The organism is Microbacterium sp. GCS4, from assembly GCF_001262495.1.
Taxonomy (GTDB): Bacteria; Actinomycetota; Actinomycetes; order Actinomycetales; family Microbacteriaceae; genus Microbacterium.
This window is the reverse complement of record NZ_LGYE01000002.1, coordinates 29175-53549: the sequence shown is the minus strand read 5'-3', so window position 1 is coordinate 53549 and position 24375 is coordinate 29175. Positions and strand designations below refer to the sequence as shown.

Genomic DNA, 24375 nt, shown 5'->3' with positions numbered 1-24375 from the left:
ATGGCCGCGGACACCGGCATCCGGAGGCGGAAGGGCGGGATCACCTCGCACAGGTGGTTCACCCCGTGGCTCCTGCTCGCTCCCGCCGTGATCTGGGTGCTGGTGTTCGCGCTCTGGCCGTTCCTCAACACCGTCGTCCTCAGCTTCACGGACGCGAAGCCGCTGCGCACGCCGGAGTTCGTGGGCGGAGCGAACTACGAGCGGATGCTCGGCGACGAGATGTTCTGGAACGCCCTGACCACCTGCCTCATCTACGTGGTCGTGTGCGTGCCCCTGCTGACGATCCTGCCGCTGCTGCTCGCACTGCTCGTGCAGAAGAAGCTGCCGGGGATCTCGTTCTTCCGCACGACGTTCTACTTCCCGGTGATCGCCTCGGTCGTCGTGGTGGCCCTGATCTGGACCTGGCTGTTCGACAGCCGAGGCATCATCAACCAGACGCTCGAGTTCCTCGGCGTCGTCGACCGTCCCGTCGCGTTCCTCGTCGACCGGTGGCTGCTGCTCGGCTGCGCGATCCTCCTGACGGTGTGGAAGGGCCTCGGCTACTACATGGTCGTGTACCTCGCCGCACTCGGCAACGTCGGCAAGGAGCTGCACGAGGCGGCGATGCTCGACGGCGCGGGGTCCTTCCGCCGCTTCCTCTCGGTCACGATCCCGTCCGTGCGCGGGGCCATGCTCCTCATCGCGGTGCTGATCGCGGTGTCGGCCATGCGCGTCTTCGCCGAACTCGACGTCCTCTCCAAGAGCACCGGCGGACCTGGCGGGTACGACATCTCCCTCGTGATGCTGATCCGGCAGGTCGGCTCCGGCCTCAACGGCAACATCGGCTATGCGTCGGCGATCAGCGTCGCGCTCTTCCTCCTCACCCTCATCCCGCTCGCCGCGATCGCCTTCATGAACCGCGAGAAGAAGGCGAAGGCTCCCGCATGAGCATCCTGGACCGTCCCCGCGCCGACGACACCCGGGCGAACGAGGAGGCCGAGGCACCGGCATCCCGAGAGCGGATCTTTCGACGCCGCGGGTCCGGCGACTTCAGCAAGCCGACGCTCGGCGGGCTGATCGGCCGCTACGCGCTGCTCGTGTTCGTGCTGTTCCTCGTGATCGGCCCGTTCGTGTGGCAGCTCTCCACCTCGTTCAAGGGCCCGCAGGAGAACATCTACTCGTTCCCGCCGAACCTCATCCCCCGCGAGCCGACGCTCGGCAACTACTCCACGGTCGCCGACATCGTGCCGGTCTACCTCTACGCCTGGCACTCGCTGCTCGTGTCGGTCGGCACGGTGCTCAGCAACGTCGTGCTCGCGACCTTCGCCGGGTACGCGCTCGGGTGCATGCGGTTCCGCGGCAAGTGGATCGTCATGGCGATCCTGCTCTCGACCCTGCTCTTCCCGGGCGAGGTCACCGTCACGAGCAACTTCCTCACGATCCGCGCGCTCGGCCTCGCCGACACGCTCTGGGGCGTGTTCCTGCCCGGGGCTATCAGCGCGATGAACGTGCTGCTGATCGCGACCGCGTGCCGCATGATCCCCAAGGACGTGCTGGATGCCGCGACCGTCGACGGCGCCACGACCTGGCAGCGCATCCGCCACATCGTGTGGCCGAACATCCGCGGCATGGTGTCGGTCGTCGCGATCTTCGCGTTCATCGGCGCGTGGGACGACTACCTGTGGCCGCTCATCGTGCTCTCCGACCCGTCGAAGTACACGCTCACGGTCGGGATGGCGTACCTGAACAGCAGCTTCTCGGTCGATCCGCGCCTGATCGCTGCCGGCACCATGATCGCGCTCGTGCCGATCGTGATCATGTTCTCGTTCACGCAGCGCTTCTTCTTCAAGGGCGTGCAGGAAGGCGCGGTCAAGGGGTGACGACCGCCCGCTTGACGGCGGCGGATGGGCCCGCGGATCCGCCGTCGTCGAAGCCGTTCACGGGTGTCCTCGCGGCGCCGGTGTTCGCGTTCGCGTTCGACCCTGCCGAGGGACCGCAGCGCCTCGAGGTGCCCGGTCTCGATGCCCGCGCGATCACACCCGACACGGTGCTGCACTGGGCGTTCTACGCCGACGGCGCGGATGCCGCACTCGCTCCGCACGCCGCGCTCGCCGTCACGGTCGACGTGCGCCTCGACGACCGCGCGCGTCTCACCGACGATCCGCGGGTGCGCGACCGCTACGGCTTCGCGATCACCCCGGAGGCGCAGTTCGCGGCGCGCTGGAGCATGCCCGAGCAGTGGAACGCCGACACCGTGTCTCTCGCGCCGGTCGCCGGCCGATCCGGCACGATCGAGGTCGTACTTGGCGCGGAGTCACTCGTCGCCGCCACGGGCCCTGCTCGGGTGACCGGATTCGTGCAGGTGCTGGTCGAGAAGCGCGTCGGCGCAGCATCCGACCTCCCTCCCGTCGAACGCGTCGACACCCGCCGCGGGACCCACTCGGGTGCGCGGTTCTCGCGGGGCAACACGATCCCGGCCGTCGCGCGTCCGCACGGCTTCACGTTCGTGACTCCGGCGACCGACGCCGCCGACACGCGCTGGCCGTACCGCCCGTTCGTGCACGACGACCCGCAGGGCCGCCGCCTGGAGGCGCTGCAGTTCTCGCACCAGCCGAGTCCGTGGATCGGCGACCGCTCGGTGCTGCAGCTCATGCCGTTCTCCGGCGCCCCGGCCTCGGATCACGCCGCGAGGCGGCGCTGGATCGTGCCGGGATCGGAGCGGGCGAGACCGCACGAGTACGCCGCCGAGCTCCACGACGGGCGCGGCTCCGGTTTCCGCGTCGAGATGACGGCGACCGTGCACGGAGCGGCGTTCCGTATTTCCCATGCCGATGCCGACACCCGCGTCGGGTTCGTGCTCGATCAGCTCACGGATGAGGGGCGGCTCCGCTGGACGGATGCCGACGGTTTCACGGGCTGGATTCCCGAGGATTCCGAGGACTGGGGCAACGCACCTCGGTGCTACTTCGCGGGGCGGGTGCTCGGGGGCCCCGCTGAGAGCGGGCCGCTCGACGACGCCGGCCGCGGACGGGTGGCGGGCTTCGTCGCCGGCCGCGGAACGCTCGAGGTGCGGGTGGCCGTGTCGTTCCTGTCGATCGAGCAGGCCGAGCGCAGTCTCGCCCTCGAGCTCGACGCCGCGACCGGGTTCGAGGAGCTGCGCGCCGACGCCGCGGCATCCTGGAACCGGCTGCTGGGCCGCGTGACGATCCCGCCGCTGCCCGAGGTCGACGCACCGTATCGCGCGCTCGCCGACGAGGAGAACAGGGCGCGAATCGCCGCGGCCCTGCATCGCATGCACCTCTACCCGAACACGGCGGCCGAGGAGACCGGTTCGCGCGACGCCCCGGCATCCGCCTTCGCCGACGTCTTCGCGGAACGCACGCCGTTCGGCCAGGCGCGCACGAGCGCTCCGGTCGCGGCGGGCGAGTTGGTCGTGAACAACGGCTACTGGGACACGTATCGCACGGAGTGGCCGGGTCTCGCCCTGCTCGACCCGACGCTCGCGGGACGCCTGCTCGACGGACAGCTCGCGCAGTACCGCCGCGGCGGATGGATGGCGCGGTGGAGCGCCCCCGGCTACGTCGACAGCATGGTGGGCACATCGAGCGATCAGATCTTCGCGGATGCCGCGCGCTGGGGTGTGGGTTTCGACCACCGCACGGCGTTCGAGAGCGGCTGGCGCAACGCCTGCGAGCCGGGCCCGGACGCCCGTCGCGGGCGGAAGGGCATCGACCGGGGCCGGTTCGCGGGGTTCATCTCCTCCGCCGTGCCCGAGGGCATGAGCTGGAGCATCGAGAACGCGATCAGCGACGCCGCTCTCGGCCGGTTCGCCGCACAGCTCGCCGACGCCCCGGAGACCCCGGAGACGGATGCCGCGCGCTACCGCGCCTTCGCGCGCTACTTCGCGAATCGCGCGCTGTCATACCGCGCGCTGTTCGACCCCGAGACGCGGTTCTTCCGTGGCCGCGACGATCGCGGATCGTTCTCGACGGACCAGTTCGACCCTCGCGTCTGGGGCGGCGACAACGTCGAGACGAACGCCTGGGGCATGTCGGTCGGCGCCGTGCACGACGGCGACGGACTGGCGGACCTCTACGGCGGCCGCGCGGGCCTGCGCCGGCACCTCGACGCCCTGTTCGCCGAGCCCGAGACCGCCGAGGAGCGGTTCGTCGGCGCCTACGGCACGGTCATCCACGAGCAGCGCGAGGCCCGTGCTCTGCGCTCCGGAATGTGCGCGATCTCGAATCAGCCCGCGCACCACATCCCGTACGTGTACGCGTTCACGGATCAGCCGTGGCGCGCGGGCGCGACCGTGCACGTCCTCGCCGGGCGCTTGTTCGCGGGCGCGCACATCGGCCAGGGCTTCCCCGGCGACGAGGACAACGGCGAGATGAGCGCCTGGTGGCTGTGGGCCGCGATCGGGCTGTACCCGCTGGAGCTCGCCTCGGGAGTCCTGCTCATCGGCTCGCCGCTGCTCGACGACGTCCGCGTCGATCGAGGAGGAGGGTTGACGCTGCGCATCCGCTCCCACCGCGATTCGCCGACCGCGCACGTGCTGCGGGAGGCGCGACTGAACGGAATCCCGCTCCCGACGGCGGAATTGCCCGTCGACGCGCTGGTCGGCACACCCGGCGACGACGTCGTGCTCGACCTCGTGTTCGGTGACGACCCGGAGGCCCGGCTCGGACGAGTCCCGGAGACGGATGCTGCGCCCTGGCGCCCCGACCTGACCGCAGCCTCGGGCGGCGGCGGCGCGCCGATCGCATCGGAGCGCGTCCGGCACGCGGAGCGCGCCTTCGACGACGGGGACCCCGATGGCGCCGACGGGGTCGCGCTCGGTCCAGACGAGTGGATCGGCCGGCGGTTCGCCGAGGCTCGGGCGGTCAGCGACGTCTCTGTGACGACGGTGGAGGCGGCATCCTCGACCGCGCTCGTGTGGGAGGCGGAGACCGCCGACGGCTGGGAGCGGGTCGCCGTCACCGCCGACATCGACCTCCCCGCCGATCGCACCACGCCCTTCACGCTCGCCGCCCGCGTCGTGACCTCGGCGCTCCGCGTGCGGGCGGAGGCCGAGGTCACGATCCGTCAGCTCGAGCTGTTCGACCTGGATGGACCCGGCGAGCCGGCCTGAGGTCTGTCCGGGCTCACTGCGGCGAGTACACCGTCGCCTCGCCCTTGATCGCCTCGGTGATGCCCGAGATCAGCGAGGCCTGATTCGTCGACGTGAGGTTGTACGCGACATAGACGCCGTACCCGTCGGCGGCCGTGCGCTGGGCGAAGTCCGCTGCGGTCGCCGCGCTCGTGTTCGACAGGTCGATCGCCGCGGCGCCGATACGGCTGCGGTCGTCGAGTCCCGGGACGGTCGGGGCGTCGTAGGTCGGGTAGTACGGGTTCCACGCATAGTCGAGCGTGGCACTGACGTCGAAGGCCCCGAAGTCGGTGGCGGTGTACGACGGGCCGATCGCGTACAGCGTGATGAGCTTGTCGGGTCCCAGGCGGTCACGCAGCGCCGAGGCCACCCATCCGAAGGACTGGGCGTTCGGCTGCGGCGTGCCGTTCGCGCCGTACTGGCTCCACTCGTCGTCGAAGTCGATGCCGTCGAGTCCGTAGGTCGTGACGGCATCGGCGAGCTCGGCGGCGAACGCGTCGGCCTCGGCGTAGCTCGGGAAGTTCGCGAATCCGGCGCCCTGGTGGTTGCCGAGCACCGAGAGCAGCACCTTGGTGCCCTGTGCCTGCAGCGGGCGGATCTGGTTCTCCGCGTCCTGCAGCGTCTCGGTGACGCGCTCGTTGAAGTGCAGGTAGGCCTTCTCGCCGTCGTAGTTGATGTTGGCGGCGAAGATCACCGCGAGGTCGACGGCCGGCTTGCCGGAGTCGGCGAGCCGGTAGTCGGCGACGTTCGCTAAATCGTTAGAGTTCACTTCGACGTAGACTGCGAGCTTCGTGTCCTCGGCTGCTGTGTCGTCGGCGGCAGCGGATGAGGCGGCGAGTGCTCCGACGGCGGTGAGCGCTACCGCGGCAGTGGCCGCGAGGCATCGTCGGAAGAGGGATGTACGGGCGTTCGGCTGACTCATGGTGGAGCTTCTCCTTCGGCGTCGTTGTCGATCTCACGTCGCGTCGGTGCGACGTGCGAGCGACTATATCGCTTAAGTGAAGCGCTCGGAAGGGGCTGCCGCGGGACGGAAGAGGGGCGGATGCCGCAGCATCCGCCCCTCTGTAGCCCCTATGAGTCGACTCAGGTCGGTCGGGATACTTCGCTCCAGTCGATCCACTCATCGTCGGGCGGCGCGATCGGCGACACTGGTTCCGGGAGGTCGAGTGCGGCCAGGATCCTGCCCGCTTTCCGCCAGCGGCGAGCCGAGTCCGGATCCAGCGGGTGCTCCGGCGTCTCCTCCAGGTCGCGGATCTCGATCCCGAGCAGTGCGCTCGACACTTTCTGGATCAGGTCCCGCAAGGACGCCGTCCGCAGATACGCCCCGATGTACTCGCCATTCGGCACCGGCGCCAACTGCGTGGTGAAGGCGCTCACGAAGCAGTCGGCCGCCTCGGCACGAAGATAGGGGCTGTCGATCGTCTCGTACCAGCGCCGGATGAACTCGTCGCAGGGTCCCGCCGTGATCAGATGACGGTCGTCATCACGCAGAATCTGGTTGTAGATCTCATCGGGAGTGAATGGTCGCGCGACTTCGATCGCCTCGTCGAACTCACCTCGATACATGAGGTCGACAAGCCGGACATCACTCATACGATCCACCCATTGCTGACATGCCCCTCCTTGCCCGTCCGCACGACGATGGTGTGACCAGGACGTCGCGAGAATGACTATCTAAAGGACGATGACGCACCGCCCGTGCGAGCGGTGCATCTTCGACGAATCTGTGGACAACCCGCCAAACACAGAGAAGGGGCGGATGCCGCCGCATCCGCCCCTCTCGTTCAGATCAGTCGCGCTCCGCTCAGATCTTCACGTCTCCGACGAGATTGACCTTGATGCCCATGCCGGTGAACATCGCCGCCTTCGCGATCAGCGCCTTGTCGGCGGTCTCGGCGTCGGGCGCGTAGACCGTCTGCGCGTGGTTGGCCTTGTGGCGGGCCATGAACTGGTCGCGTGAGACGCCGTGCAGCACGACGTGCGCGATCGGCCACTCGGGGTTCGTGGCGTCCTTGCGGCGCTGCGTCTCCTCGGCCGGCAGCTCGACGACCGAGGCGCGGAAGATGTCGGCCTGCAGGATGCCGTCGGCGATGAACACGCGCGAGAGCACGAGCTCGCCGGGCTTCGAGACGCCGTTGATCGTGGCCCCGCCCGCCGGGAAGAAGACGTGCCCCTGACGCCATCCCTCGGCGTTCTGCCATCCACCGAGGTGCGAGGCCGGCACCGATCCGGAGATCTCGTAGACCCACACGAACTGCCCGTCATAGTCCTCGCCCCAGCGCACGTCGTGCAGCGTGTTGTCGGGCACGAGGCCCATCGCGCGCCACACCCGGTCGGTCACGAGCGCGTCGACCGCGACGCCCTCGTCGGCCTCGTTGAAGTGCGGGAACGCGCGACCCTCGTGCAGCACCCGCGAGCCGTCGCGCGAGGTCACCGGCGGGCGCTCGGTCGAGTTCAGGATGCCCTCGGCGAGGTCGGACGCGGGCACGAGGTCCTTCAGGCCCTGCTGGTACTGGATGCCGACCGCGTCGAGTCCGAAGTCGTCGGCGATCCGCAGCGCGGCGATGTACATCTTCAGCTGCCACTGCACCTGGTCGCGGGTGAGCTCGGTCGCGGCATCCTCCCCGTACACGAACGTCATCCCGGCGTCGATCAGCCAGTCGTAGGCGGCATCCGCCTCGGCCTCCGTGACGTTCAGCATCTCGGCGTACAGCGCCGACTGCGACAGGCGCTCCTTGTAGATGCCCGTCTTGTTGAGCAGCTCATCGTCGAAGATCGCGTTGTACATGCCCATGCAGCCCTCGTCGAACACGCCGATGATGGCCTTCTCGGCGAGGAGCTCGGCAGCGAGCGCCTCCCCCAGCTGCTTCTCGGGGCTGTCCGGCAGCTCGGGCAGAGCGCGCACATGTGAGGCGTCGTGGGTGATGGTGCCGGTCTCGGTCCATTCGCGGATGCCGTCGCGGAACCAGTCGTCCGTGAAGTCGACCGACCAGATCGTGGCGTAGGGCTTGTCCATCTTCGTCAGGCCCGCGTTCAGGCCGAGCAGACCGACGAGACCGGGCCAGTCGCCCGCGAAGTTCGCGACCGTGAGGATCGGGCCCTGGTGCGTGCGAAGCCCGGCGAGCACGTGGTGCGAGTACTGCCACACGGCCTCGGCGACGATGAGCGGAGCATCCACGGGGATGTTCTTGAAGACCTCGAGGCCCATGCGCTGGCTCGAGATGAAGCCGTGTCCGGTCTCAGGGTCGACCTCGTTCGCGCGGATCACGGTCCAGCCGAGATCGCGGAAGACGCCGGTGACCCCGGCTTCGAGCTCGGCCTGCACGGGCCAGCCGCCGGTGTTGGCGGCCTCGCGCAGGTCGCCGGAGGCGATCAGGTAGGCGGTCTTCGGGGCGGACGCCGGGCGGGATGCCGGGGCGGGGAGCGTGTAGGTGGTCATGATGCCTCTCCGGTGGTGCGGGTGGTGCTCGTGCTGGTGGTGGTGCTGGTCGAGTGGGGAGAATCAGCGGATGCGGTGTCCGCGGTTGTTCGGGCGAGTTCGACGCGGTGTGTCTCCCCCACGCCGAGCCGAACCCCTTCGGCGATGGAGCGGTCGCGGAGCACGAGTTCGGCGACGGTGAGTTCTCCGCCATCGATGTGCAGCACGAGAGCGTCGTCGTCGATCTCGACGCGCCCCCATCCCGTGCCTGTCGTGAAGAGGCCCGTGAAAGAGCCTCCGCCCGCAGGCGCGAACGAGAGCGTCTTCGTCGGGGCGTCCCATTGCGCCCCGCTCGCGCCGAGCACCAGCGCCCACGACGCGAGCGACCGCGCGTAGTGGTTGCCGCATTCGATCTCGTTCCAAGGGTTGCGGTGTGCACCGTCGTAGCGGGAGCGCAGCGTCCGCTCGATCCGCAACGCCTCGGCGACGCGGCCGACGTAGAGCAGCGATGCCGCGACCTGATGCTCGATGCCGGTCCAGACCTCGTCGGAGTAGACGAACGGGATCGTCGGCCGCCCGCCCCGCGGCCAGGAGGCGAGCAGCAGTCCGCCTTCCTCGTTCAGGGCGTACACGCGCTGCGTGCTCTCCTGAGCCGAGAGGTCGTCGCGGAGATTGTGGGCGACGATCGCGGCGAGCGCGGAGTCGATGTGCGCGGCGGGCAGGATGTGACCGAGGCCGCTGACGAACGCGTGGAACTGCCCGAGCAGCTGATCAGACAGCACGCCGTCGCCGTACTGGTAGCGATGCGCATCGATGTCGTCGATCACCTGGCGGTAGTACTCGCCGTTCCAGAGGACGTCGTCCATCGCCGCCGCGACGTGGTCGGCGCGGCGCGTCCACGTCGCGGCGCGGCCGACCTCGCCGAGATGCTCGGCCATCCGCGCCCCCGCCCGCAGCGCGGCGAGATGGATGCCGTTGGCGAGCGGCTCCGTGCCGTGGAACTCGATGTCGTAGGTGTTGTGCATCTCACCGTCGAGCAGGCCGTCCCCGTCGCGATCCCACTCCGTCGCGGCGTAGTCGAGGGTTCGGACGGCAGCCGGCCACAGCTCGCGCAGGAAGTCGTCGTCACCGCTGAACCTCCACTCGCGGTGCAGGCGCAGCAGCGTGCCGAGCTGACCGTCGACCGCGGGACTCATGAACCACGACGGTCCGCCCAGCAGCCGGTTCCCCCGGAACTTCTGCGCGCCGGCATCGTCGGTCTCGAGCAGGTACTCCGCGCGGCGCGCACTGCGTTCGAGCGACGGGAACAACCACGCCAGTGTCTGTGCGTACGACCACACGTGTGTGCAGGTGCCCTCGCACGACCCGCTGTGGTCGAAAGATCCCTCCCACGCGGCGAACACCGGCCCGTCGCCGAGATCCGTGTGCGGGGACTCGACCACGAAGCACGTCGTCGACCGCGCGGCGGCGACATTCGCGCCGACGGCGTCAGCCAGCACCGGGTCGAGGCTCCCGCCGTAGAGCGCCTCGACGAAGGCATCCGTCGATCGCTCCAGATTCGGGAGCTCGGCGTGCAGGTGCGCGGCCGCGCTCCACGCATCGGGCCAGAGCGTCGCGTAGTGGTTGCGGAGGATCCCCGCGGCCGGGTCGTCGAACACGATGTGCCCGTGCCAACCGCTGCGACGGTTGGGGAAGCTCCAGGCGAGCACGAACTCGAAGTCGCGACTCTCGCCCGCCTCGAGGGTGTGCACGATGCCGAGCGACCCGGTGCGCAGCCGGGGCAGCTTCGCGAGCATCTGCTCCTCGGTGAGCGGTGCGGCGTCGGGATCGGCGTCCAGCTCGGCGAACAGGCCGCGCGGCCGGTCTTCGAGGGTCAGGCGCGGTTCGGGCTGCAGCAGGCCGTCGGCGGCGAGGTCGTCCCAGAAGAGCCGAGCACCATCGGGCCAGTAGCTCGTGACCCACTGCGGCTTGACCGTGGTCGACTCGTCTGCGGTGGTGAGGCTCAGCGTGCCGTACCCGGGGTCGTCCTCCGGCAGGTCGATGTCGAAGTCGAGGCCGCGCACCCCCTCGTCCTCGCGCCAGCGCACCCGCTGCGTACCGCGCATCCCCCAGGGCGCGTCGGGCCCCGGCGTGCCTCGTCCCGCCGTGTGCGAGACGCTGCCGACGATCGTCACGGCGACGGCGGCCCGTCCAGGGTTCGTCACGCGGTAGCGGAGCACGGCGGCGGGGATGCCGGATGCGTCGGCGTCGAGCGGCACGAGCGGCGTGAAGGCATGCAGCGACACATCGACCGGCAGGGAGTGGTCGATGAAGTCGACATCGACGACCGGGTACTCTCCATGCAGGGTCGCGCCGTCGAGTCTGGGCAGGCCGGCGAGCTGGTCGAACGCGTACCCCGCGTCGGCGTCATGCCGACCGGTGAGGCGCGCTTCGAGCACGCGGGTGACGGCGTTGCCGCCCTCGGGCGCCGCATGGATCGAGAAGAACGAGTGCGGATTGCGGCGCCCCTTGTCGGGGAGGTTCTCGAACTCCCAGTCGCGCAACTCGCCGCGTGCGCCGATCGACACGTTCCCGGTGCCGATTCCGCCGAGCGGGAAGGCGGTCGCCTGCGAGGTATGCGGGATGCCGCGGGCGCGGCGGGTCATGCCGACGCGCCTCTCTGATCGGCGGCGAGCTCATGCACGACGCCCGCCGTCTCGCGGTACAGGCGGGTGTAGCGGTCGAACAGCTCATCGTAGAGGTCACGTAGCGAGTCGTCGGGACGGATGGTCTCGGTCACGGGATTCCACGCAGCGATCTTCGGCACTGCATCGACGGCGACGGCGACCGCGGCAAGGAAGGCAGCGCCGTAGCTCGCGCCGATCGTCGTCGCCGGCACCTCCTGCACGAGGCCGGTGACGTCGGAGACGATCTGCAGCCACAGCCGCCCCTGCGTACCGCCCCCGACGGCGACGATGCGCCGGATGTCGGCGCCGGCGGCGCGCATGGTCTCGACATTGTGACGGACGCCGAGGGCGGTCGCCTCAAGGGCGGCGCGGTAGAGGTCGCCCCGGGTGTGGGCGAGCGTGAGTCCGGCGATGACACCGCGGGCATCGGGATCCTGGATGGGGGTGCGCTCACCCGCGAAGTACGGGAGCATCAGCAGCCCGCGCGCCCCGGGACCCGACGCGGTCGCCTCGGAGAGCAGCTGCGGGTAGTCGGCGCCCGTGAGTTCCTTCAGCCAGCCGGTGAGCGCTCCGGAGGTCGAAAGACCCCCGGCCAGGTTCCTCGTTCCGGCGAAGGCCCCGGCCGTGGTCCACATCGACGGCGTGCGCAGCGTCTCCTCACCCGTCGCGACGAGGAACATGGTCGTGCCGTACATGAGCATGAGGTCGCCGACCTCGTGCGCTCCGACGCTCACGGCCTCGGTCCACGCGTCGATCGTCCCGGCGATCACGGGAATGCCCTCGGGAATGCCGGTGTCCCCCGCCGCGGCGGCGGTGACAGTGCCCGCGACATCTCCGGCCCAAAGCAGCGGCGGCTGCTCGATCGACGACGCGTACCGCTGCCACCACTCGTCGTGCCACGCTTCGCGCTCGATGTCGTAGAGCGGGGACACCTGGCTGGCCGACTGGTGGTCGAGCGCGTAGGCGCCGGTGAGGCGGCGGGCGAGCCAGGAAGCCGGCATGTACACGCGGCGCGCTCGCTGCCAGGCCTCGGGCTCCTCGTCGGCGACCCAGACGAGCTTGGGTCCTCCGGCCTGCGAGGTCAGAGTCGATCCGCCGACGCGCGTGATCTCGGACTCGCCGAGCTCGACAGTCATCCGCTCGATCTGCGCAGTGGAGCGGGTGTCGACGCCGTAGAGGATCGCCGGACGGACGGGACGATCGTGTTCGTCCGCCAGGAGGATGCACGGGCCCATGCCGCTCACGCCGACTCCGGCGACTTCGGCGTCCGGGGCCGCAGCGAGGAGCTCGCGGGCGATGGCGACGAACTCGTCCCACCACACATCGCCTTCCATCTCGACCCAACCCGTGCGGGGGCGGGAGACGTCATGCGACCGGGTCGCGGTGGCGACGATCACGCCATCAGCATCCACCAGCACGCCCTTGCTGCTGGATGTGCCGATGTCCACCCCGAGGGTGCAGCGCATGGTGTCCTCCTTGAAACCTGAGCCGGTGATTCTGAAATCTCTCGCAACTGTACGCGAAATCGATTTCAACGCGCAAGAAGGTGATCGGATGTCTACCGGAATACCGGCTGACGCGGTGCGCGGGGTCGGGCGGGGCCCCAGCGTCTCAGGGCCGAGAGGCGCTGGCCGGTTGGATCTCGTTGCGCAGCACCACGGTGCGGGACGGCTGCGTATCGCCGCCGATGCGCTCCAGCAGCATCCGCGCTGCCGTCACGCCCATGTGCCGAGCGGGCAGCCGGACGACTGTCACCGCGCTCGGCGAGAGCGTCGTGAACGGCAGCGAGCCGATCACCGCGACGCCTACACGCGGCGGCGTGAGGCCGCGCTCCGTCAGCACCTGGATCGCGCCGACGCCGATGAGGTTGTTGCCGGCGACGACGGCGTCCGGTGGTTCGGGCAGAGCCAGCAACTCCTCCATCGCCGCGCGTCCGCCCTCGACGCGGAAGGACGCGAAGCGGGCGAGCTCGTCGACGTCGAGCTCGGGCTCCGCGCGGGTCAGCGCCGCGCGCCACCCGGCCGCGCGCTCGGCGGCCGTGTCGATGTGCTCGGGACCGCCGATGTAGGCGATGCGGCGGTATCCGGCATCCAGCAGGTCTTTCGCGGCGGATGTCCCCGCGGCCCTGTTGGCCATCACGACCCCGTCGATGTCGTAGGACGTGCTGCGGTCGACAGCGACGACGGGACGGCCGGTCGCGAGGATCATGTCGAGGTTCGTGGTCTCGTCGGCGGTCGCGATGATGACACCGGACATGTGCTCGGCGATCGCGATGCGCAGGTATGTCCCCTCCTTCTCGACCTGGGAGTCGGAGTTGCAGAGCACGACCGAGTAGCCCGCCTCCGAGGCGACGTCCTCGACGCCGCGCGCCATCTCGGTGAAGTACGGGTTCTCGATGTCGGGGATCACGAGGGCGATCACCTCGGAGCTCTGCCGGCGCAGCGACCGAGCCGTGCGGTTCGGCGTGAAACTGAGTTTCGCGGCGGCGTCGCGCACAGCCGCCACCTTGTCCTCCGACACGCTCGTGCCGTTGAAGACGCGAGAGACCGTGGCGGGAGACACTCCCGCCAGTTCCGCGACGTCGTAGATGGTGGCCATTCGAACCTCATTGCCGTGCCGGGCCGAGCCGGATCTGAAGCAACAGTAGCGCGCGAGCAGTAGATCTCTGGTGTTCCATCCTGAAATCGATTACATTGGCGGCCATGACTCACGCATCCTCCGACCTCTCGAGCATCGCAGCGCTGCGATCCGTGCAGACACGATCGATCTCCCCCGAGAACTTCGACGGATCCGCGGGAGGCGGAGGCCGGGCGACCGAGGGCACGGGCGCCGAATGCGCCCGTGACCTCGGCCCCGGCTGGAAGATCTCGCCGAGCGTCGACGTCAAGCCCGGAGAGACGTTCGACCTCGCGAACATCGACGGCGCGGGCAAGATCACGCACATCTGGATCACAACCCACACCGACAACTGGCGCACCCTGCTCCTGCGCGCCTACTGGGATGGGTCGGAGGAGCCCGCCGTCGAGGTGCCCTACGGCGACTTCTTCTGCAACGGCTGGGGCGTCTTCGCGCAGGTCGACTCGCAGACCATCGCCGCCAACCCGCACGGCGGATTCAACTCGTACTGGCCCATGCCGTTCCGCGACGGCGCGCGCCTCACGATCGAGAACACCTCGGTCGTCGACGTGCGCATCTACTTCCAGATCACCTACGAGATCGGCGGCGACTACTCGAACGACGCCTACTTCCACGCGCAGTGGCGCCGGTCCAACCCGCTGGAGGAGCTCACCCCGCACGTGATCCTCGAGGGCATCGAGGGACAGGGCCAGTACGTCGGCACATACATCGCCTGGGGCGTGAACTCCAACGGCTGGTGGGGCGAGGGCGAGATCAAGTTCTACCTCGACGACGACACCGACTACCCGACCATCGCAGGCACGGGCACCGAGGACTATTTCGGCGGTGCCTGGAACTTCGATGTTCCCGGTCAGGGGTACACGGCGTTCTCGACTCCGTACCTCGGGATGCCGCAGATCATCCGACCCGACGGTCTCTACGTGAGCCAGCAGCGTTTCGGCATGTACCGGTGGCATCTGCTCGACCCGATCCACTTCGCCACCGGCATCCCCAAGGTCGACATCCAGGCGCTCGGGTGGCGCAGCGGATGGCGGTACCTCCCGCTGCGCGACGACATCGCCTCCACCGCGATGTTCTACCTCGATCGCCCCACTGCCCGCAGACCCCGGACGCCCTCCGCCGACGACCTGGAGGTGCACCTAGGAACGGCCCCGGTACCCGACCTCGGAGCGACCCCGCCGCGATGATCGATGTCCTCGTCGTCGGCGCGGGGTTCGGCCGCGACTTCCTCCCGCTCTATGCGCTGCATCCCGCCGTGCGTCGGGTGGGGCTGGTCGAGCCGAACGCCTCCCGTCGTTCGGCTGTGGCGGCCGAGCTCGCGGTCGACGACGAGTTCGCCTCGCTCGACGACGCGCTCGCGGGCGGCGGATGGGATGCCGTGCACCTGCTGTCCCCCGTGCGGTTCCACGTCGAGCAGACGCTGCAGGTGCTCGCGAGCGGCCGCTCCTGCGCGAGCGCGGTCCCGATGGCGACCACGCTCGACGACGTGGAGCGCGTGATCGACGCGGCGGACGCCGGTCCCGGCCGGTACATGATGATGGAGACGGCGCTCTACCAGCGCGAGTACCTCCATGCCCTGCATCTGCGCGACACCGGGGCGCTCGGCCGACTGACCTACCTCAGCGGGGCGCACATGCAGGATCTCGACGGGTTCCCGCCCTACTGGATGGGATACGCGCCGATGGAGTACGCGACCCACATCGTCGCCCCGCTGCTCGGACTCGCGGAGGCGTCGGCGCAGTCGGTGCGCTGCCTCGGCTCCGGCACGCTGCGGGACGCCCACCGCGGGCCCGGCGACAACCCCTTCCCCCTCGAGGCCGCCCTGTTCGAGCTGTCGACGCCCGAGCCCCTGGTCGCGCAGGTCACGGTGTCGTTCTTCGAGAACGCACGGGCCTACACCGAGGGGTTCAACGTCTACGGCGAGCACGGCGCGATGGAGTGGCCGTCGGTCGAGGGAGAACCCGCCGTGACGTACACGGCCGGACCAGCCGACGGCGCGCACCGCGGACGCCCGATCACGCGCGAGGCCGCCGAGATCCCGGATCGGCTCGGCGACCTGCCCATGTCTCTGCGCCCGCACACGCGCAAGGGCACGTACTCACCTCCCGGCGGACGCCCACCGGTCGACCTGCACGCGTGGCACGGCGGATCGCACCCGCACCTCGTGCACGAGTTCGTCTCGGCGGTGGTCGAGCATCGCTCCCCCACGATCGACGCGCACCGCGCAGCGAGCATCACGGCGCCGGGGATCGTCGCGCACCGCTCCGCGCTGCGCGGCGGCGCCGACCTCCTGGTCCCGCGGTTCTGACGTCGGTGCGGCCCACGCCGGTCACCGAGATCAGCAGCCTCCCGCTCCGCCTCAGACGAGCCCCTGCACGCGGAACTGCTCGGAGTGGTACACGCTGTTGTTGCCGGTGTTCCACTGGCTGACGCTGAGGTGCAGGTCCGAGAGCGTCGACCCGGGGATGATGTACCCGCCGTAGAGCTGGGCCACGTGCGACGCATCTTCCTGCCCCCACTCCGTGCCGGTCAGCAGGGTGGTCTTCGCGGCGGTGTAGAGGTTGTCGGTCGGGGTGTTCAGCACCATCGCGTCGATCCGGTACGCGGCCGCGTTGAACCAGGTGAGGATCCATTTGCCGCCGAGCGGTCGCAGGCACATCTCGCCGAACCCGCCGGTCAGGACTTCGGTCACCGGCTTGCCCCAGCCCCAGGAGCCGTTCGCGAACCCCCACGGCTGATACGCCGAGAGGGTGGTCATGTTGTTCGAGGGCACGCGGTAGAGCACGATGCCCTTGTCGCGCTGGAAGCCGGTGCCGTAGATGTACACGTATCCGTCGCTGCCGAGGCCCCACGTGATGCACTGGAACTTGCCGCCGGCCATGTCGGCGGGGAACTGCAGCCCGGTGTGCTGCCAGGTCGCGCCGTTGTCGTCGGACTTCCACAGCTCGGTCCAGCGCACCGCGCCGAACTGCGGGCCGTTCACGATCGCGTGCAGGTACATCCGCGAGCCGATCGTGATGACGTCCGACGGGATGACGGTCGTGAAGTACGCGTCGTGCGGGTAGTACCAGAACTGCGGCGCCACCCCCTGCGTGTTCGCGCCGGCGCCGGCTGAGCCGTTGAAGACGACGCCGGCGGCGAGGTTCGTGGTCGACGAGTAGAGGCCGACCGGGGAGCGCCAGTTCGCGCCGCCGACGTGATCGGCCCACGTGTCGCCGAACACGAACAGCAGCCGCCCGTCCGGCGTGCGGGCGGGGATGCCGAGGTCGGTCGCCCCGATCCCGTACTGCACGGGGCTCTGCGTCCCGGCGAGCACTTTCAACCTGGTGACGGTGAGCGGTCCGGCGGCGGATGCCGGAGCTGCGGCGCCGATCCCGACAACGGGAGCGGCCAGCATCCCTGCGCCGAGCGCGAGCGCGCCCTGCAGGACGCCGCGGCGGGAGATGAGCGGAGACGTACGGTGTTCGGTCATCGTCGACCTCTTTCCTGTGTCGGTTGTGCTCTCCGACGGCCGGACTACTTGAGACCGGCCATCTTGATGTTGCCGATGATCTGGCGCTGGAAGATGAGGAACAGGATCATGACGGGCGCCGCGGCCAGCACGGAGCCCGCCATGAGGAGCCCGAGCTCGCTCGTGCGCTCGGAGCGGAACGTCGCGAGGAACTGCTGGACGACGAAGCGCTCGGGGGTGGTGATCGTGAGGATCGGCCACACATACGAGTTCCAGTACGCGAGGAACGAGGTGATGCCCATGACGACGAACGGCGGCTTCGACAGCGGGAGGAAGATGCGCACGAAGATCGCGAAGCGTCCGCAGCCGTCGAGCATCGCCGCCTCCTCGAGGCTCGCGGGGATGTTCAGGTAGAACTGCCGGATGAAGAACACCGTGCCGGCGCTCGCGGCCCCGGGCAGGACGAGCACCGCGAGGGTGTCGAGCATCGACAACCGGGTCACGACGATGAAGCTCGTGAGCAGGATCGTCATCCCGGGGATGAACATGGTCGTGATGACGATGACCCACAGGGTGCGCTGGAACCGGAAGTCCAGGCGCGCGAACGCGTAGGCGGCGAGCGAATTGACCGTGAGGCTCAGGGCCGTGAAGAGCACGGCGCCGCCGAAGGTCCACAGCATCGTGCGGGTGAAGGTGGGATCGGCGAGGATCTGCGCGTAGTTCTCCCAGCGCCACACCTCGGGGAAGAACTGGAAGGGGGTCTGGATGACCTCGGTCTTCGACTTGAAACCGGCGATGACCATCCAGGCCAGCGGAAACAGCGCCGCCACGAGGAACACCGCACCCGCGATGAGCTTGCCGATCACGATCACCCACGAGCCTGGGGTCTTCGGCAGGCGGGCCCGCCGCGACGGCTCGGTGCCGGCGAGCACGATGGCGCGCGTGGTGTCCTGCGGCGCGATGGTGACCATCAGTCCACCAGCCTTTCGGAATTGACGAACTTGAACACGATCGCCGACACCGTGCCGAGCACGACGAACATGACGAGCGCGGCGGCGATCGAGTAGCCGACGTTGATGTCGTTGCGGAAGTGGTTGAAGATGAAGAGGTTCGGCAGGGTCGTGGAGTCCAGCGGTCCGCCGCCGGTCATGACGAGCGGAAGCTCGAACTGCTGGATCGCCGCGACGAACCCGGTGATCAGCAGATACAGGATGATGTTCTTCATCTGCGGCAGCGTGATGAACGCGGTCTTCTGCCACCAGTTGGCACCCTCCATCGCCGCCGCCTCGTAGAACTCGGTGGGGATGTCGACCATCGCAGCGACCATGATGAGCGAGGTCAGACCCATGCCCAGCCAGATGGCGGGGATGGCGATCGCGAGCAGCGCCCAGGCCGGATCGCCGATCCACGCGATCGGGTCGACGCCGAAGATCCCGAGGAACCAGTTGAGCAGACCGCCCGAGTAGTCGTACATCAGCACGAAGATGATCGATGTGATGACCGAGGAGATGATCGTCGGGATGTAGATGCTGACCTTGAGGACGCTGGCGAAACGGCGAGACACGCTCACGACCAGGCTCGCGAAGAAGAACGCGAGCACGAGCATGGGCGGCACCGTCATCGCGACGAAGGCGAAGCCCCTGCCCACCGACGCCCAGAACAGCGGATCGCTGAGGACGGCGGTGAAGTTGCGAAGGCCGACGAACTCGGGATCCTTATAGAAGCTCCAGTTCTGAAACGACAGGAATCCGGCATAGACCGCCGGCCAGATCACGAAGATCGCGAGGAGGCCGACCACCGGCAGCAGGAACAGGTACGCGACTTTCGTGTCGCGATACCGTCTGGCATCCGTTCGGCGTCTCACCGCCCGTCGTTCCGTCGAGACTGCACTGACCATCGTTCGCTCCACCCGTTCCCTCGTGCTGTCGTGATCCCGCAGGCGGGGGTCGGCGCGCAACGCCGACCCCCGCCGCGGAGTCCTACTGGCTCGGCGCCTTGTCCGCGAGGCCCTCGCGGTCGATGACCGTCTGGATCGCCTTGTTCGCGGTGTCGATCGCGGCATCCGGCGACGCGGACCCCTTCATGACCGACTCGAAGGCGGTGCCGACCGCGAGCGAGACGTCCCACGGGTAGGTCGGCTCGGGAATCGCGTTCGGAGCGATCTCCTCGGTGATGATCGACGACCAGGGCGCATCAGCCGCCTTGGGGTCGGCGGCGACGGCATCCTGCACCGACTGGCGCACCGGGGCCTTCGTGAACTGCGTGTCGACGAAGAAGGGCACGAGGTTCTCGGGGTCGCCGGCGATCGCCCAGGAGAGGAACTTCCCCGCCGCTTCCGCGTTCTTGGTCTTCGCGTCGACGACCCACTTGAAGTTGCCGAGGGTCGTGGCCGTGCGACCGTCGGCCTCCGCCGAGTTCACCATCGGCCCGATGCCGGTCTTGCCGAGGACATCGGCGTAGTCCGAGCCGATCTCCGACAGCATCCACGAACCGGACACCTTGAAGGCGACCTTCTGCTCACCGAAGTCCTTGCCTCCGCCGTAGTCGGCGAGGGGCTGCTTGGGCATGTACCCCTCATCCCACAGTGTCTTGTACTGCGTCATCATGTCGCGGTATCCGGCGTCGTCGATGTCGGCGGCGGTCCAGTCGGAGTTCAGCGCGGTGTGACCGGCGAAGTTGTACTGCTGGCCGACGGTCGACCAGGCGAACGTCGCGGCGTCCTGCGCTGGCGAGATGCAATACTGCCCGTCGGCGAGAGTGGGCTGGATCTTGGCGCACGCGTCCATCAGTTCGTCCCACGTCGTCGGCCCCTGCTCGGAGTCGACGCCCGCCGCGTCGAGGATGTCCTTGTTCCAGAACAGCACGGCCTGCGGCTCGAGCAGCAGCGGGTAGGCGTAGTAGGTGCCGTCGATCTCGGAGACCGGCTTCGCGGCGTCCGAGATCTCGGCGAGGGCGTCGTCGGGCACGATCCCGTCGAGCTCGTGCAGCTGACCCGCGTTCACAGCATCCTGGATGCTGCCGGGGTGCGTGTAGATGTCGGGGGCCTTGCCCGCCGCCTGCGCGGCCTTCATCTTCTGATCCCAGGCGTCGCCGGGCACCTGCGTGCCGACGACCTTGATCTCGTCCTGCGAGTCATTGAACTTCTTGATGATGTTCTCGTACCACTCGTTCTCGACCGGCGTGAAGTTGCGGTGCCAGAACTGGATCGTGGTGACGCCGTCCTCGCCGCCGGAGTCGGCGGATTCTCCTGGCGTTCCGGATCCGCAGCCGGCGATCATCGCGCCGATGGTGAGTGCCCCGAGAGCGGCGAACGTCGCCCTGCGGGTGCGTGGGGTGATTCTCATGGGTTCCTCCTCAGGAACGGACTCCTCGTCGAGTCGCTGCTGTGTGCTCGGCTGTCGCCGAAACCCACCGGCCCAGCCGACGGTCCTCGGCGACCGGGTATGCGCCAGAGTAAGCGAAATCGATTTCATAAGCAAGGGATCCAATATCTCAGTTCGACCGCTCAAGATCGGCCGAGAACCAGAACACGTTGTACGGCCCCCACAGCGACAGCGTGAAGTGGATGCGCCTGCCGTCCTCCGTCACGTACCGCGGATTCAGGTACGGCGAGTAGAGACCCTCGTACTCGCTGCCCGGCACGAGCTCGAGCGGATCGCCCCACGGCCCCCACGGCGTGATGCCCTCTCGGATGTACGCGTTCCCCGCGTCGGAGTACGTCATGATCCAGCGCTCGAGGTACGTCGACCACATCACCGAGAGTTCGCCGATCGTGCCGTCGACCACGGTATCGGCGTCGGCCATGTCGTCGCTCCAGGTCGGCGCACCGCCGTCGAGCCCGGCGAAGTACGAGTACGCCGACTGGTCCTCGACGGCCTCCTCGGTCGCCCGGACCCGCATGAGCTGGACGCTTCCGAAACGTCCGGACGGGATCGACCAGAAGTAGATCCAGTCCTCACCGCCCTCGTTGACCTCGGCTGTCGCGAGCTGGACGAAGTTGGAGTCTCCCGGCCACTCCACGCCCTGGACGGGATCCCACGACGTGCCGCCGTCGCGCGAGACGATGAGCGCGGATCGGTTGGCATCCCAGACGCCGGGCTCCCCCCAGAACCGCACGGACATGTACGAGACGTAGATCGTGTCGCCGATCGAGAAGCCGTACGTCGGGATCTTGGTGACCTCGCCTCCGGCCCCGTTCGCGTCGTGATCACCTTCGATCAGCGCCTCCGCCAAGCCGATGTCGTCGGCGACCCAACCGTCGAAGTCGATGCCGTCGGTCGGGTCGTCGTCCTCCGTCCACGCCGCCACGTTCGACCGCCAGAACCCGCCCTGGCCGCCGATCGACTCCGGGTCGCGTTCGCCGAACGTGTCGCCGAAGAAGAAGAAGGTGCGGTCGCCGACGTTCGTCATCGACCCGAGATCCGTGCCGGCCACCGACACGGACGCCGTGTCGTTCATGGCGCCGGGACCGGTCAGCTGGGCGATCTCCGTGAGATTCGAGACGCCCTCGAGCACGAACGGCTTGTCGGGGTCCGGATCCACGGTCACGCCGGTTCCTCCCGCGCAGCCGGAGAGCCCCAGGGCCAGGACGACGAAAGCCGCGGCGAGACGGCGATGGGATGCGGGTGCACGGCGCATGATCCTCCTCGATCGGCGGTGCGGATGCACCGCGCCTGGCATCGAACCTAGCGAAATCGATTTCATCGCACTAGGGTCTCAGGCGTGCCCTCATCGACCGAAGGAACCTGGCTACGTGCCGACGGCGTGCCGCGATGGGGCCACCGCGACGGCATCCAGATCGGCATCGCTCCCCTCCCCGGCCCGCGGGGACTCCTGCGCGTCTACACGCCGTACCTCGACCACCCGCCGGAACGACTCGTGAACTTCATCGCCGTCGAACCGATACCTGAGGGGCAGACGGGGCGAGGGTTCTCAGAACTGGAGCCGAGCATGCTCGACCCCGGGGAGCCGGGCAAGCGGTTCTGGTCGGCCGACGACCCACTCGCCGCTGGAGAGCCTGCGGCGACGGATCACCCCGCGCGCGGCGTCGTCGCGGAGATCGACGGCATCGAGACGCTCACCGTGTGGATCGGCGTGGAGCGCTTCGACAACGGGGCGGATGTCCACGTTCGGATTCGCTTCTTCGCCGACCGCCCGCACGAAGTCGAGGTCGCCGGGTTCGTGAATGCGTCATCGACGCCGCTGGAGCATCTCGTCCTCACCGCCACCATGGGCAATTGGGCACGGCTGCGAGTGCTGCGACTCGCGGACCGCACCGTCACCCCCGCCGACCTGTGGCCAGGGTTCTGCGGCACCGGTTTCACCGAGCACGGCCGCTTCGGCCTCGCAGAGCTGCGTCGAGACGGACAGGCCGCGATCGTAGAAGCCGTCGGGGACGAGATGGATCCGTGGTCGGTCGAATACTCTCACGACACCGCCGACCACTGGCGATTCCTCGGACGACGGTCGTTGCAGCGGTGGCGGGTCGACGACCCCCACCCCGCGCTCGAGTGCCGGGTCAACGCGCGGTGGTCCTACTGGGCGAGCGCGTCGCCGATCCCCGGCGGACCGGCGTTCGAGAACTTCGAGATCGTCGAACCGTTCCGCCAGGGCGCGGCATTCCGCTTCCTGGTCGAGCCGCTGACCGCACCGGCCCGACCGGATTGAGTCAGGCGAGCCAGGCCGGCGCGCGGCCGCGCAGCACGCCGCGATCCACCGAGAAGCGCCCCGCCCCCGTGAACGCGAGGGCGAGGGCGACCGCACCGAGCACGGCGACGAACTCGTAGCCGCCGTCGCCGACCCAGAGCCCCGCGGGCAGGTGCACGAGCACGAGGGCGACGAGCATGTCGACCGCGAGGAGCACGCCGGCGAGGCGCGTGAACAGACCGAGCACGAGCATCCCTCCGCCGATCAGCTCGACGAAGGCGACGACGGGAGCGGCGATCTCGGGCAGAGGGACGCCCATGCCGGCGAAGCTGCCGATCGTGCCGGCGAGCGTGAACTCGAAGATCTTCTGCGCCCCGTGGGCGAGGAAGACGGCGCCGACGACGATGCGGAGGACGAGGAGTCCCCACGAGGTCGTGGCTGCGGGGGCGGTGGTGTTCGTCATGAGGAGGCCTTCCTTCGTGGCAGGACACCGCGCCAGGCGCGGAGCGGGCTGATGCCCACCCTCGACGCTAGGAAAGCGACCTTTCGATCCCCTGTGCCGAGCACCCGGACCGCTACGCTGAGGCCATGCCAGAGTGGTCCCAGGCTGTGCCGGCGGCGGTGCGGCGAGAGCAGATCGTCTCGATCATCGAGCGCCAGGGATTCGCCCGCGTGCAGGAGCTCAGCAGAGCGCTCAGCGTCTCCGAGGTCACGGTCCGCACCGACCTCGACCTCCTCGCCGAGGAGAACGTGATCCAGCGCGTGCACGGCGGCGCGATCTCGGGCATCAAGTCCACCGCGCACTCCCCCGACTACGAGCGCGCGCTCACCCGGGCGGTCACCGAGAAGCGGCGGATCGGCCATGCCGCTGCCGCCCTCGTCGAGAGCGAGATGGCGATCATGCTCGACGCGGGGACGACGACCCTCGCGGTCGCGCGAGCGCTGCGCACGCGCGAGGAGCTGCGCGGCGTGGTCGTGTTCACGAACTCCCTCACGATCGCATTGGAACTCGGTGTCGCCGAGCCTCACCAGATCACCGTGGTCGTCACCGGCGGCACGGTGAGCTACAAGCAGCGCTCCCTCATCGATCCGCTGGGAGACATGTTCCTCGGCTCCGTGCACAGCGACCTCGGCATCATCGGCTGCAACGGGGTGTCCCCGACGGGCTTCACCAACTCGAGCCTGCCCGAGGTCACCATGAAGCGCCGGTATCTGGAGACCGCGGCCCGCCGCATCGTGGTGGCCGACAGCTCGAAGATCGGCAAGAGCCAGATGATCCAGGTCGCGCCGCTGTCGCAGGTCGATCTGCTCGTCACGGGCTCGGAGGCCCCGGGCGACGAACTGGAGGCGCTCCGCGAGGCGGGCCTCACGATCGACATCGCCTGAGTCGTCAGGTGCAGACGACGACCCCGCTCCCCAGGGAGCAGGG

The 24375-nt window shown here is 68.9% G+C and carries 19 protein-coding genes; 7 read left to right on the top strand and 12 right to left on the bottom strand.

Annotated elements, in window-relative coordinates:
• From AKH00_RS07500 to AKH00_RS07490, 3 genes are read left to right on the top strand one after another with little or no spacing between them, the layout of a single operon-like run.
• Window positions 1–927, top strand: coding sequence for a carbohydrate ABC transporter permease (locus AKH00_RS07500; protein WP_050722132.1), 927 nt, complete (start codon window positions 1–3; stop codon window positions 925–927).
• Window positions 924–1859: a carbohydrate ABC transporter permease gene (locus tag AKH00_RS07495; RefSeq protein ID WP_235556720.1), complete on the top strand. Its 936-nt coding sequence runs from the start codon at window positions 924–926 to the stop codon at window positions 1857–1859. Before AKH00_RS07500 ends, AKH00_RS07495 begins: the two co-directional genes overlap by 4 nt.
• Window positions 1856–5110, top strand: a complete 3255-nt coding sequence (locus AKH00_RS07490; RefSeq protein ID WP_082297492.1) for a GH92 family glycosyl hydrolase — start codon at window positions 1856–1858, stop codon at window positions 5108–5110. Before AKH00_RS07495 ends, AKH00_RS07490 begins: the two co-directional genes overlap by 4 nt.
• Before the next feature lie 13 nt (window positions 5111–5123).
• Here AKH00_RS07490 and AKH00_RS07485 read toward each other — a convergent pair whose 3' ends face one another.
• From AKH00_RS07485 to AKH00_RS07460, 6 genes are all read right to left on the bottom strand, one after another.
• Window positions 5124–6050: an endo-beta-N-acetylglucosaminidase H gene (locus AKH00_RS07485; RefSeq protein ID WP_050722131.1), complete on the bottom strand. Its 927-nt coding sequence runs from the start codon at window positions 6048–6050 to the stop codon at window positions 5124–5126.
• Window positions 6051–6211: 161 nt separating this feature from the next.
• The gene (locus tag AKH00_RS07480) at window positions 6212–6721 is read right to left on the bottom strand and encodes a hypothetical protein (protein ID WP_050722130.1); all 510 of its coding nucleotides are present in this window, start codon (window positions 6719–6721) and stop codon (window positions 6212–6214) included.
• A gap of 211 nt (window positions 6722–6932) precedes the next feature.
• Window positions 6933–8567 (bottom strand): fucose isomerase, encoded by a 1635-nt coding sequence (locus tag AKH00_RS07475; RefSeq protein ID WP_050722129.1) that lies wholly within the window; start codon window positions 8565–8567, stop codon window positions 6933–6935.
• The gene (locus AKH00_RS07470) at window positions 8564–11191 is read right to left on the bottom strand and encodes a GH116 family glycosyl-hydrolase (RefSeq protein ID WP_082297491.1); all 2628 of its coding nucleotides are present in this window, start codon (window positions 11189–11191) and stop codon (window positions 8564–8566) included. The genes AKH00_RS07475 and AKH00_RS07470 overlap by 4 nt, the downstream gene beginning before the upstream one ends.
• The gene (locus AKH00_RS07465; protein ID WP_050722128.1) at window positions 11188–12678 is read right to left on the bottom strand and encodes an FGGY-family carbohydrate kinase; all 1491 of its coding nucleotides are present in this window, start codon (window positions 12676–12678) and stop codon (window positions 11188–11190) included. Before AKH00_RS07465 ends, AKH00_RS07470 begins: the two co-directional genes overlap by 4 nt.
• Before the next feature lie 145 nt (window positions 12679–12823).
• Window positions 12824–13810, bottom strand: a complete 987-nt coding sequence (locus AKH00_RS07460) for a LacI family DNA-binding transcriptional regulator (RefSeq protein WP_050722127.1) — start codon at window positions 13808–13810, stop codon at window positions 12824–12826.
• Window positions 13811–13914: 104 nt separating this feature from the next.
• On the opposite strand from AKH00_RS07460, the gene AKH00_RS07455 reads away from it, so the two are divergent.
• Together AKH00_RS07455 and AKH00_RS07450 are read left to right on the top strand one after the other, a co-directional pair.
• Window positions 13915–15036, top strand: coding sequence for a glycoside hydrolase family 172 protein (locus AKH00_RS07455; protein WP_050722126.1), 1122 nt, complete (start codon window positions 13915–13917; stop codon window positions 15034–15036).
• The gene (locus AKH00_RS07450; protein ID WP_050722125.1) at window positions 15033–16157 is read left to right on the top strand and encodes a Gfo/Idh/MocA family protein; all 1125 of its coding nucleotides are present in this window, start codon (window positions 15033–15035) and stop codon (window positions 16155–16157) included. Before AKH00_RS07455 ends, AKH00_RS07450 begins: the two co-directional genes overlap by 4 nt.
• 51 nt (window positions 16158–16208) lie before the next feature.
• Here the strand turns inward: AKH00_RS07450 and AKH00_RS07445 are convergent, their stop codons facing one another.
• The 5 genes from AKH00_RS07445 to AKH00_RS07425 all read right to left on the bottom strand — a co-directional run bounded on the left by AKH00_RS07445 (window position 16209) and on the right by AKH00_RS07425 (window position 21938).
• Complete coding sequence (locus tag AKH00_RS07445; RefSeq protein WP_050722124.1) at window positions 16209–17321, bottom strand: DUF4185 domain-containing protein; 1113 nt, start codon at window positions 17319–17321, stop codon at window positions 16209–16211.
• 44 nt (window positions 17322–17365) lie between these two features.
• Window positions 17366–18271 (bottom strand): carbohydrate ABC transporter permease, encoded by a 906-nt coding sequence (locus tag AKH00_RS07440; protein WP_082297490.1) that lies wholly within the window; start codon window positions 18269–18271, stop codon window positions 17366–17368.
• The gene (locus AKH00_RS07435) at window positions 18271–19164 is read right to left on the bottom strand and encodes a carbohydrate ABC transporter permease (RefSeq protein WP_235556719.1); all 894 of its coding nucleotides are present in this window, start codon (window positions 19162–19164) and stop codon (window positions 18271–18273) included. The genes AKH00_RS07440 and AKH00_RS07435 overlap by 1 nt, the downstream gene beginning before the upstream one ends.
• 115 nt (window positions 19165–19279) lie before the next feature.
• Window positions 19280–20644, bottom strand: coding sequence for an ABC transporter substrate-binding protein (locus tag AKH00_RS07430; protein WP_050722122.1), 1365 nt, complete (start codon window positions 20642–20644; stop codon window positions 19280–19282).
• A 148-nt stretch (window positions 20645–20792) separates the two neighbouring features.
• Window positions 20793–21938, bottom strand: a complete 1146-nt coding sequence (locus AKH00_RS07425; protein WP_050722121.1) for a DUF4185 domain-containing protein — start codon at window positions 21936–21938, stop codon at window positions 20793–20795.
• Window positions 21939–22022: 84 nt separating this feature from the next.
• Between AKH00_RS07425 and AKH00_RS07420 the strand changes: the two genes are divergently transcribed.
• Window positions 22023–22967: a hypothetical protein gene (locus AKH00_RS07420; RefSeq protein ID WP_235556718.1), complete on the top strand. Its 945-nt coding sequence runs from the start codon at window positions 22023–22025 to the stop codon at window positions 22965–22967.
• Window position 22968: 1 nt separating this feature from the next.
• Here AKH00_RS07420 and AKH00_RS07415 read toward each other — a convergent pair whose 3' ends face one another.
• Window positions 22969–23409 (bottom strand): DoxX family protein, encoded by a 441-nt coding sequence (locus tag AKH00_RS07415; RefSeq protein WP_050722120.1) that lies wholly within the window; start codon window positions 23407–23409, stop codon window positions 22969–22971.
• A gap of 125 nt (window positions 23410–23534) precedes the next feature.
• On the opposite strand from AKH00_RS07415, the gene AKH00_RS07410 reads away from it, so the two are divergent.
• On the top strand, window positions 23535–24332 hold the full coding sequence (locus AKH00_RS07410; RefSeq protein WP_050722119.1) for a DeoR/GlpR family DNA-binding transcription regulator: 798 nt from the start codon (window positions 23535–23537) through the stop codon (window positions 24330–24332).
• Window positions 24333–24375: the final 43 nt, after the last annotated feature.

What these genes read in the sequence shown, in the direction of transcription:
- AKH00_RS07500 (WP_050722132.1), top strand. Translation starts at nt 1, where the DNA reads ATGGCCGCGGACACCGGCATCCGGAGGCGGAAGGGCGGGATCACCTCG.
- AKH00_RS07495 (WP_235556720.1), top strand. Translation starts at nt 924, where the DNA reads ATGAGCATCCTGGACCGTCCCCGCGCCGACGACACCCGGGCGAACGAG.
- AKH00_RS07485 (WP_050722131.1), bottom strand. Translation starts at nt 6,050, where the DNA reads ATGAGTCAGCCGAACGCCCGTACATCCCTCTTCCGACGATGCCTCGCG.
- AKH00_RS07480 (WP_050722130.1), bottom strand. Translation starts at nt 6,721, where the DNA reads ATGAGTGATGTCCGGCTTGTCGACCTCATGTATCGAGGTGAGTTCGAC.
- AKH00_RS07475 (WP_050722129.1), bottom strand. Translation starts at nt 8,567, where the DNA reads ATGACCACCTACACGCTCCCCGCCCCGGCATCCCGCCCGGCGTCCGCC.
- AKH00_RS07470 (WP_082297491.1), bottom strand. Translation starts at nt 11,191, where the DNA reads ATGACCCGCCGCGCCCGCGGCATCCCGCATACCTCGCAGGCGACCGCC.
- AKH00_RS07465 (WP_050722128.1), bottom strand. Translation starts at nt 12,678, where the DNA reads ATGCGCTGCACCCTCGGGGTGGACATCGGCACATCCAGCAGCAAGGGC.
- AKH00_RS07460 (WP_050722127.1), bottom strand. Translation starts at nt 13,810, where the DNA reads ATGGCCACCATCTACGACGTCGCGGAACTGGCGGGAGTGTCTCCCGCC.
- AKH00_RS07455 (WP_050722126.1), top strand. Translation starts at nt 13,915, where the DNA reads ATGACTCACGCATCCTCCGACCTCTCGAGCATCGCAGCGCTGCGATCC.
- AKH00_RS07450 (WP_050722125.1), top strand. Translation starts at nt 15,033, where the DNA reads ATGATCGATGTCCTCGTCGTCGGCGCGGGGTTCGGCCGCGACTTCCTC.
- AKH00_RS07445 (WP_050722124.1), bottom strand. Translation starts at nt 17,321, where the DNA reads ATGACCGAACACCGTACGTCTCCGCTCATCTCCCGCCGCGGCGTCCTG.
- AKH00_RS07440 (WP_082297490.1), bottom strand. Translation starts at nt 18,271, where the DNA reads ATGGTCACCATCGCGCCGCAGGACACCACGCGCGCCATCGTGCTCGCC.
- AKH00_RS07430 (WP_050722122.1), bottom strand. Translation starts at nt 20,644, where the DNA reads ATGAGAATCACCCCACGCACCCGCAGGGCGACGTTCGCCGCTCTCGGG.
- AKH00_RS07425 (WP_050722121.1), bottom strand. Translation starts at nt 21,938, where the DNA reads ATGCGCCGTGCACCCGCATCCCATCGCCGTCTCGCCGCGGCTTTCGTC.
- AKH00_RS07415 (WP_050722120.1), bottom strand. Translation starts at nt 23,409, where the DNA reads ATGACGAACACCACCGCCCCCGCAGCCACGACCTCGTGGGGACTCCTC.
- AKH00_RS07410 (WP_050722119.1), top strand. Translation starts at nt 23,535, where the DNA reads ATGCCAGAGTGGTCCCAGGCTGTGCCGGCGGCGGTGCGGCGAGAGCAG.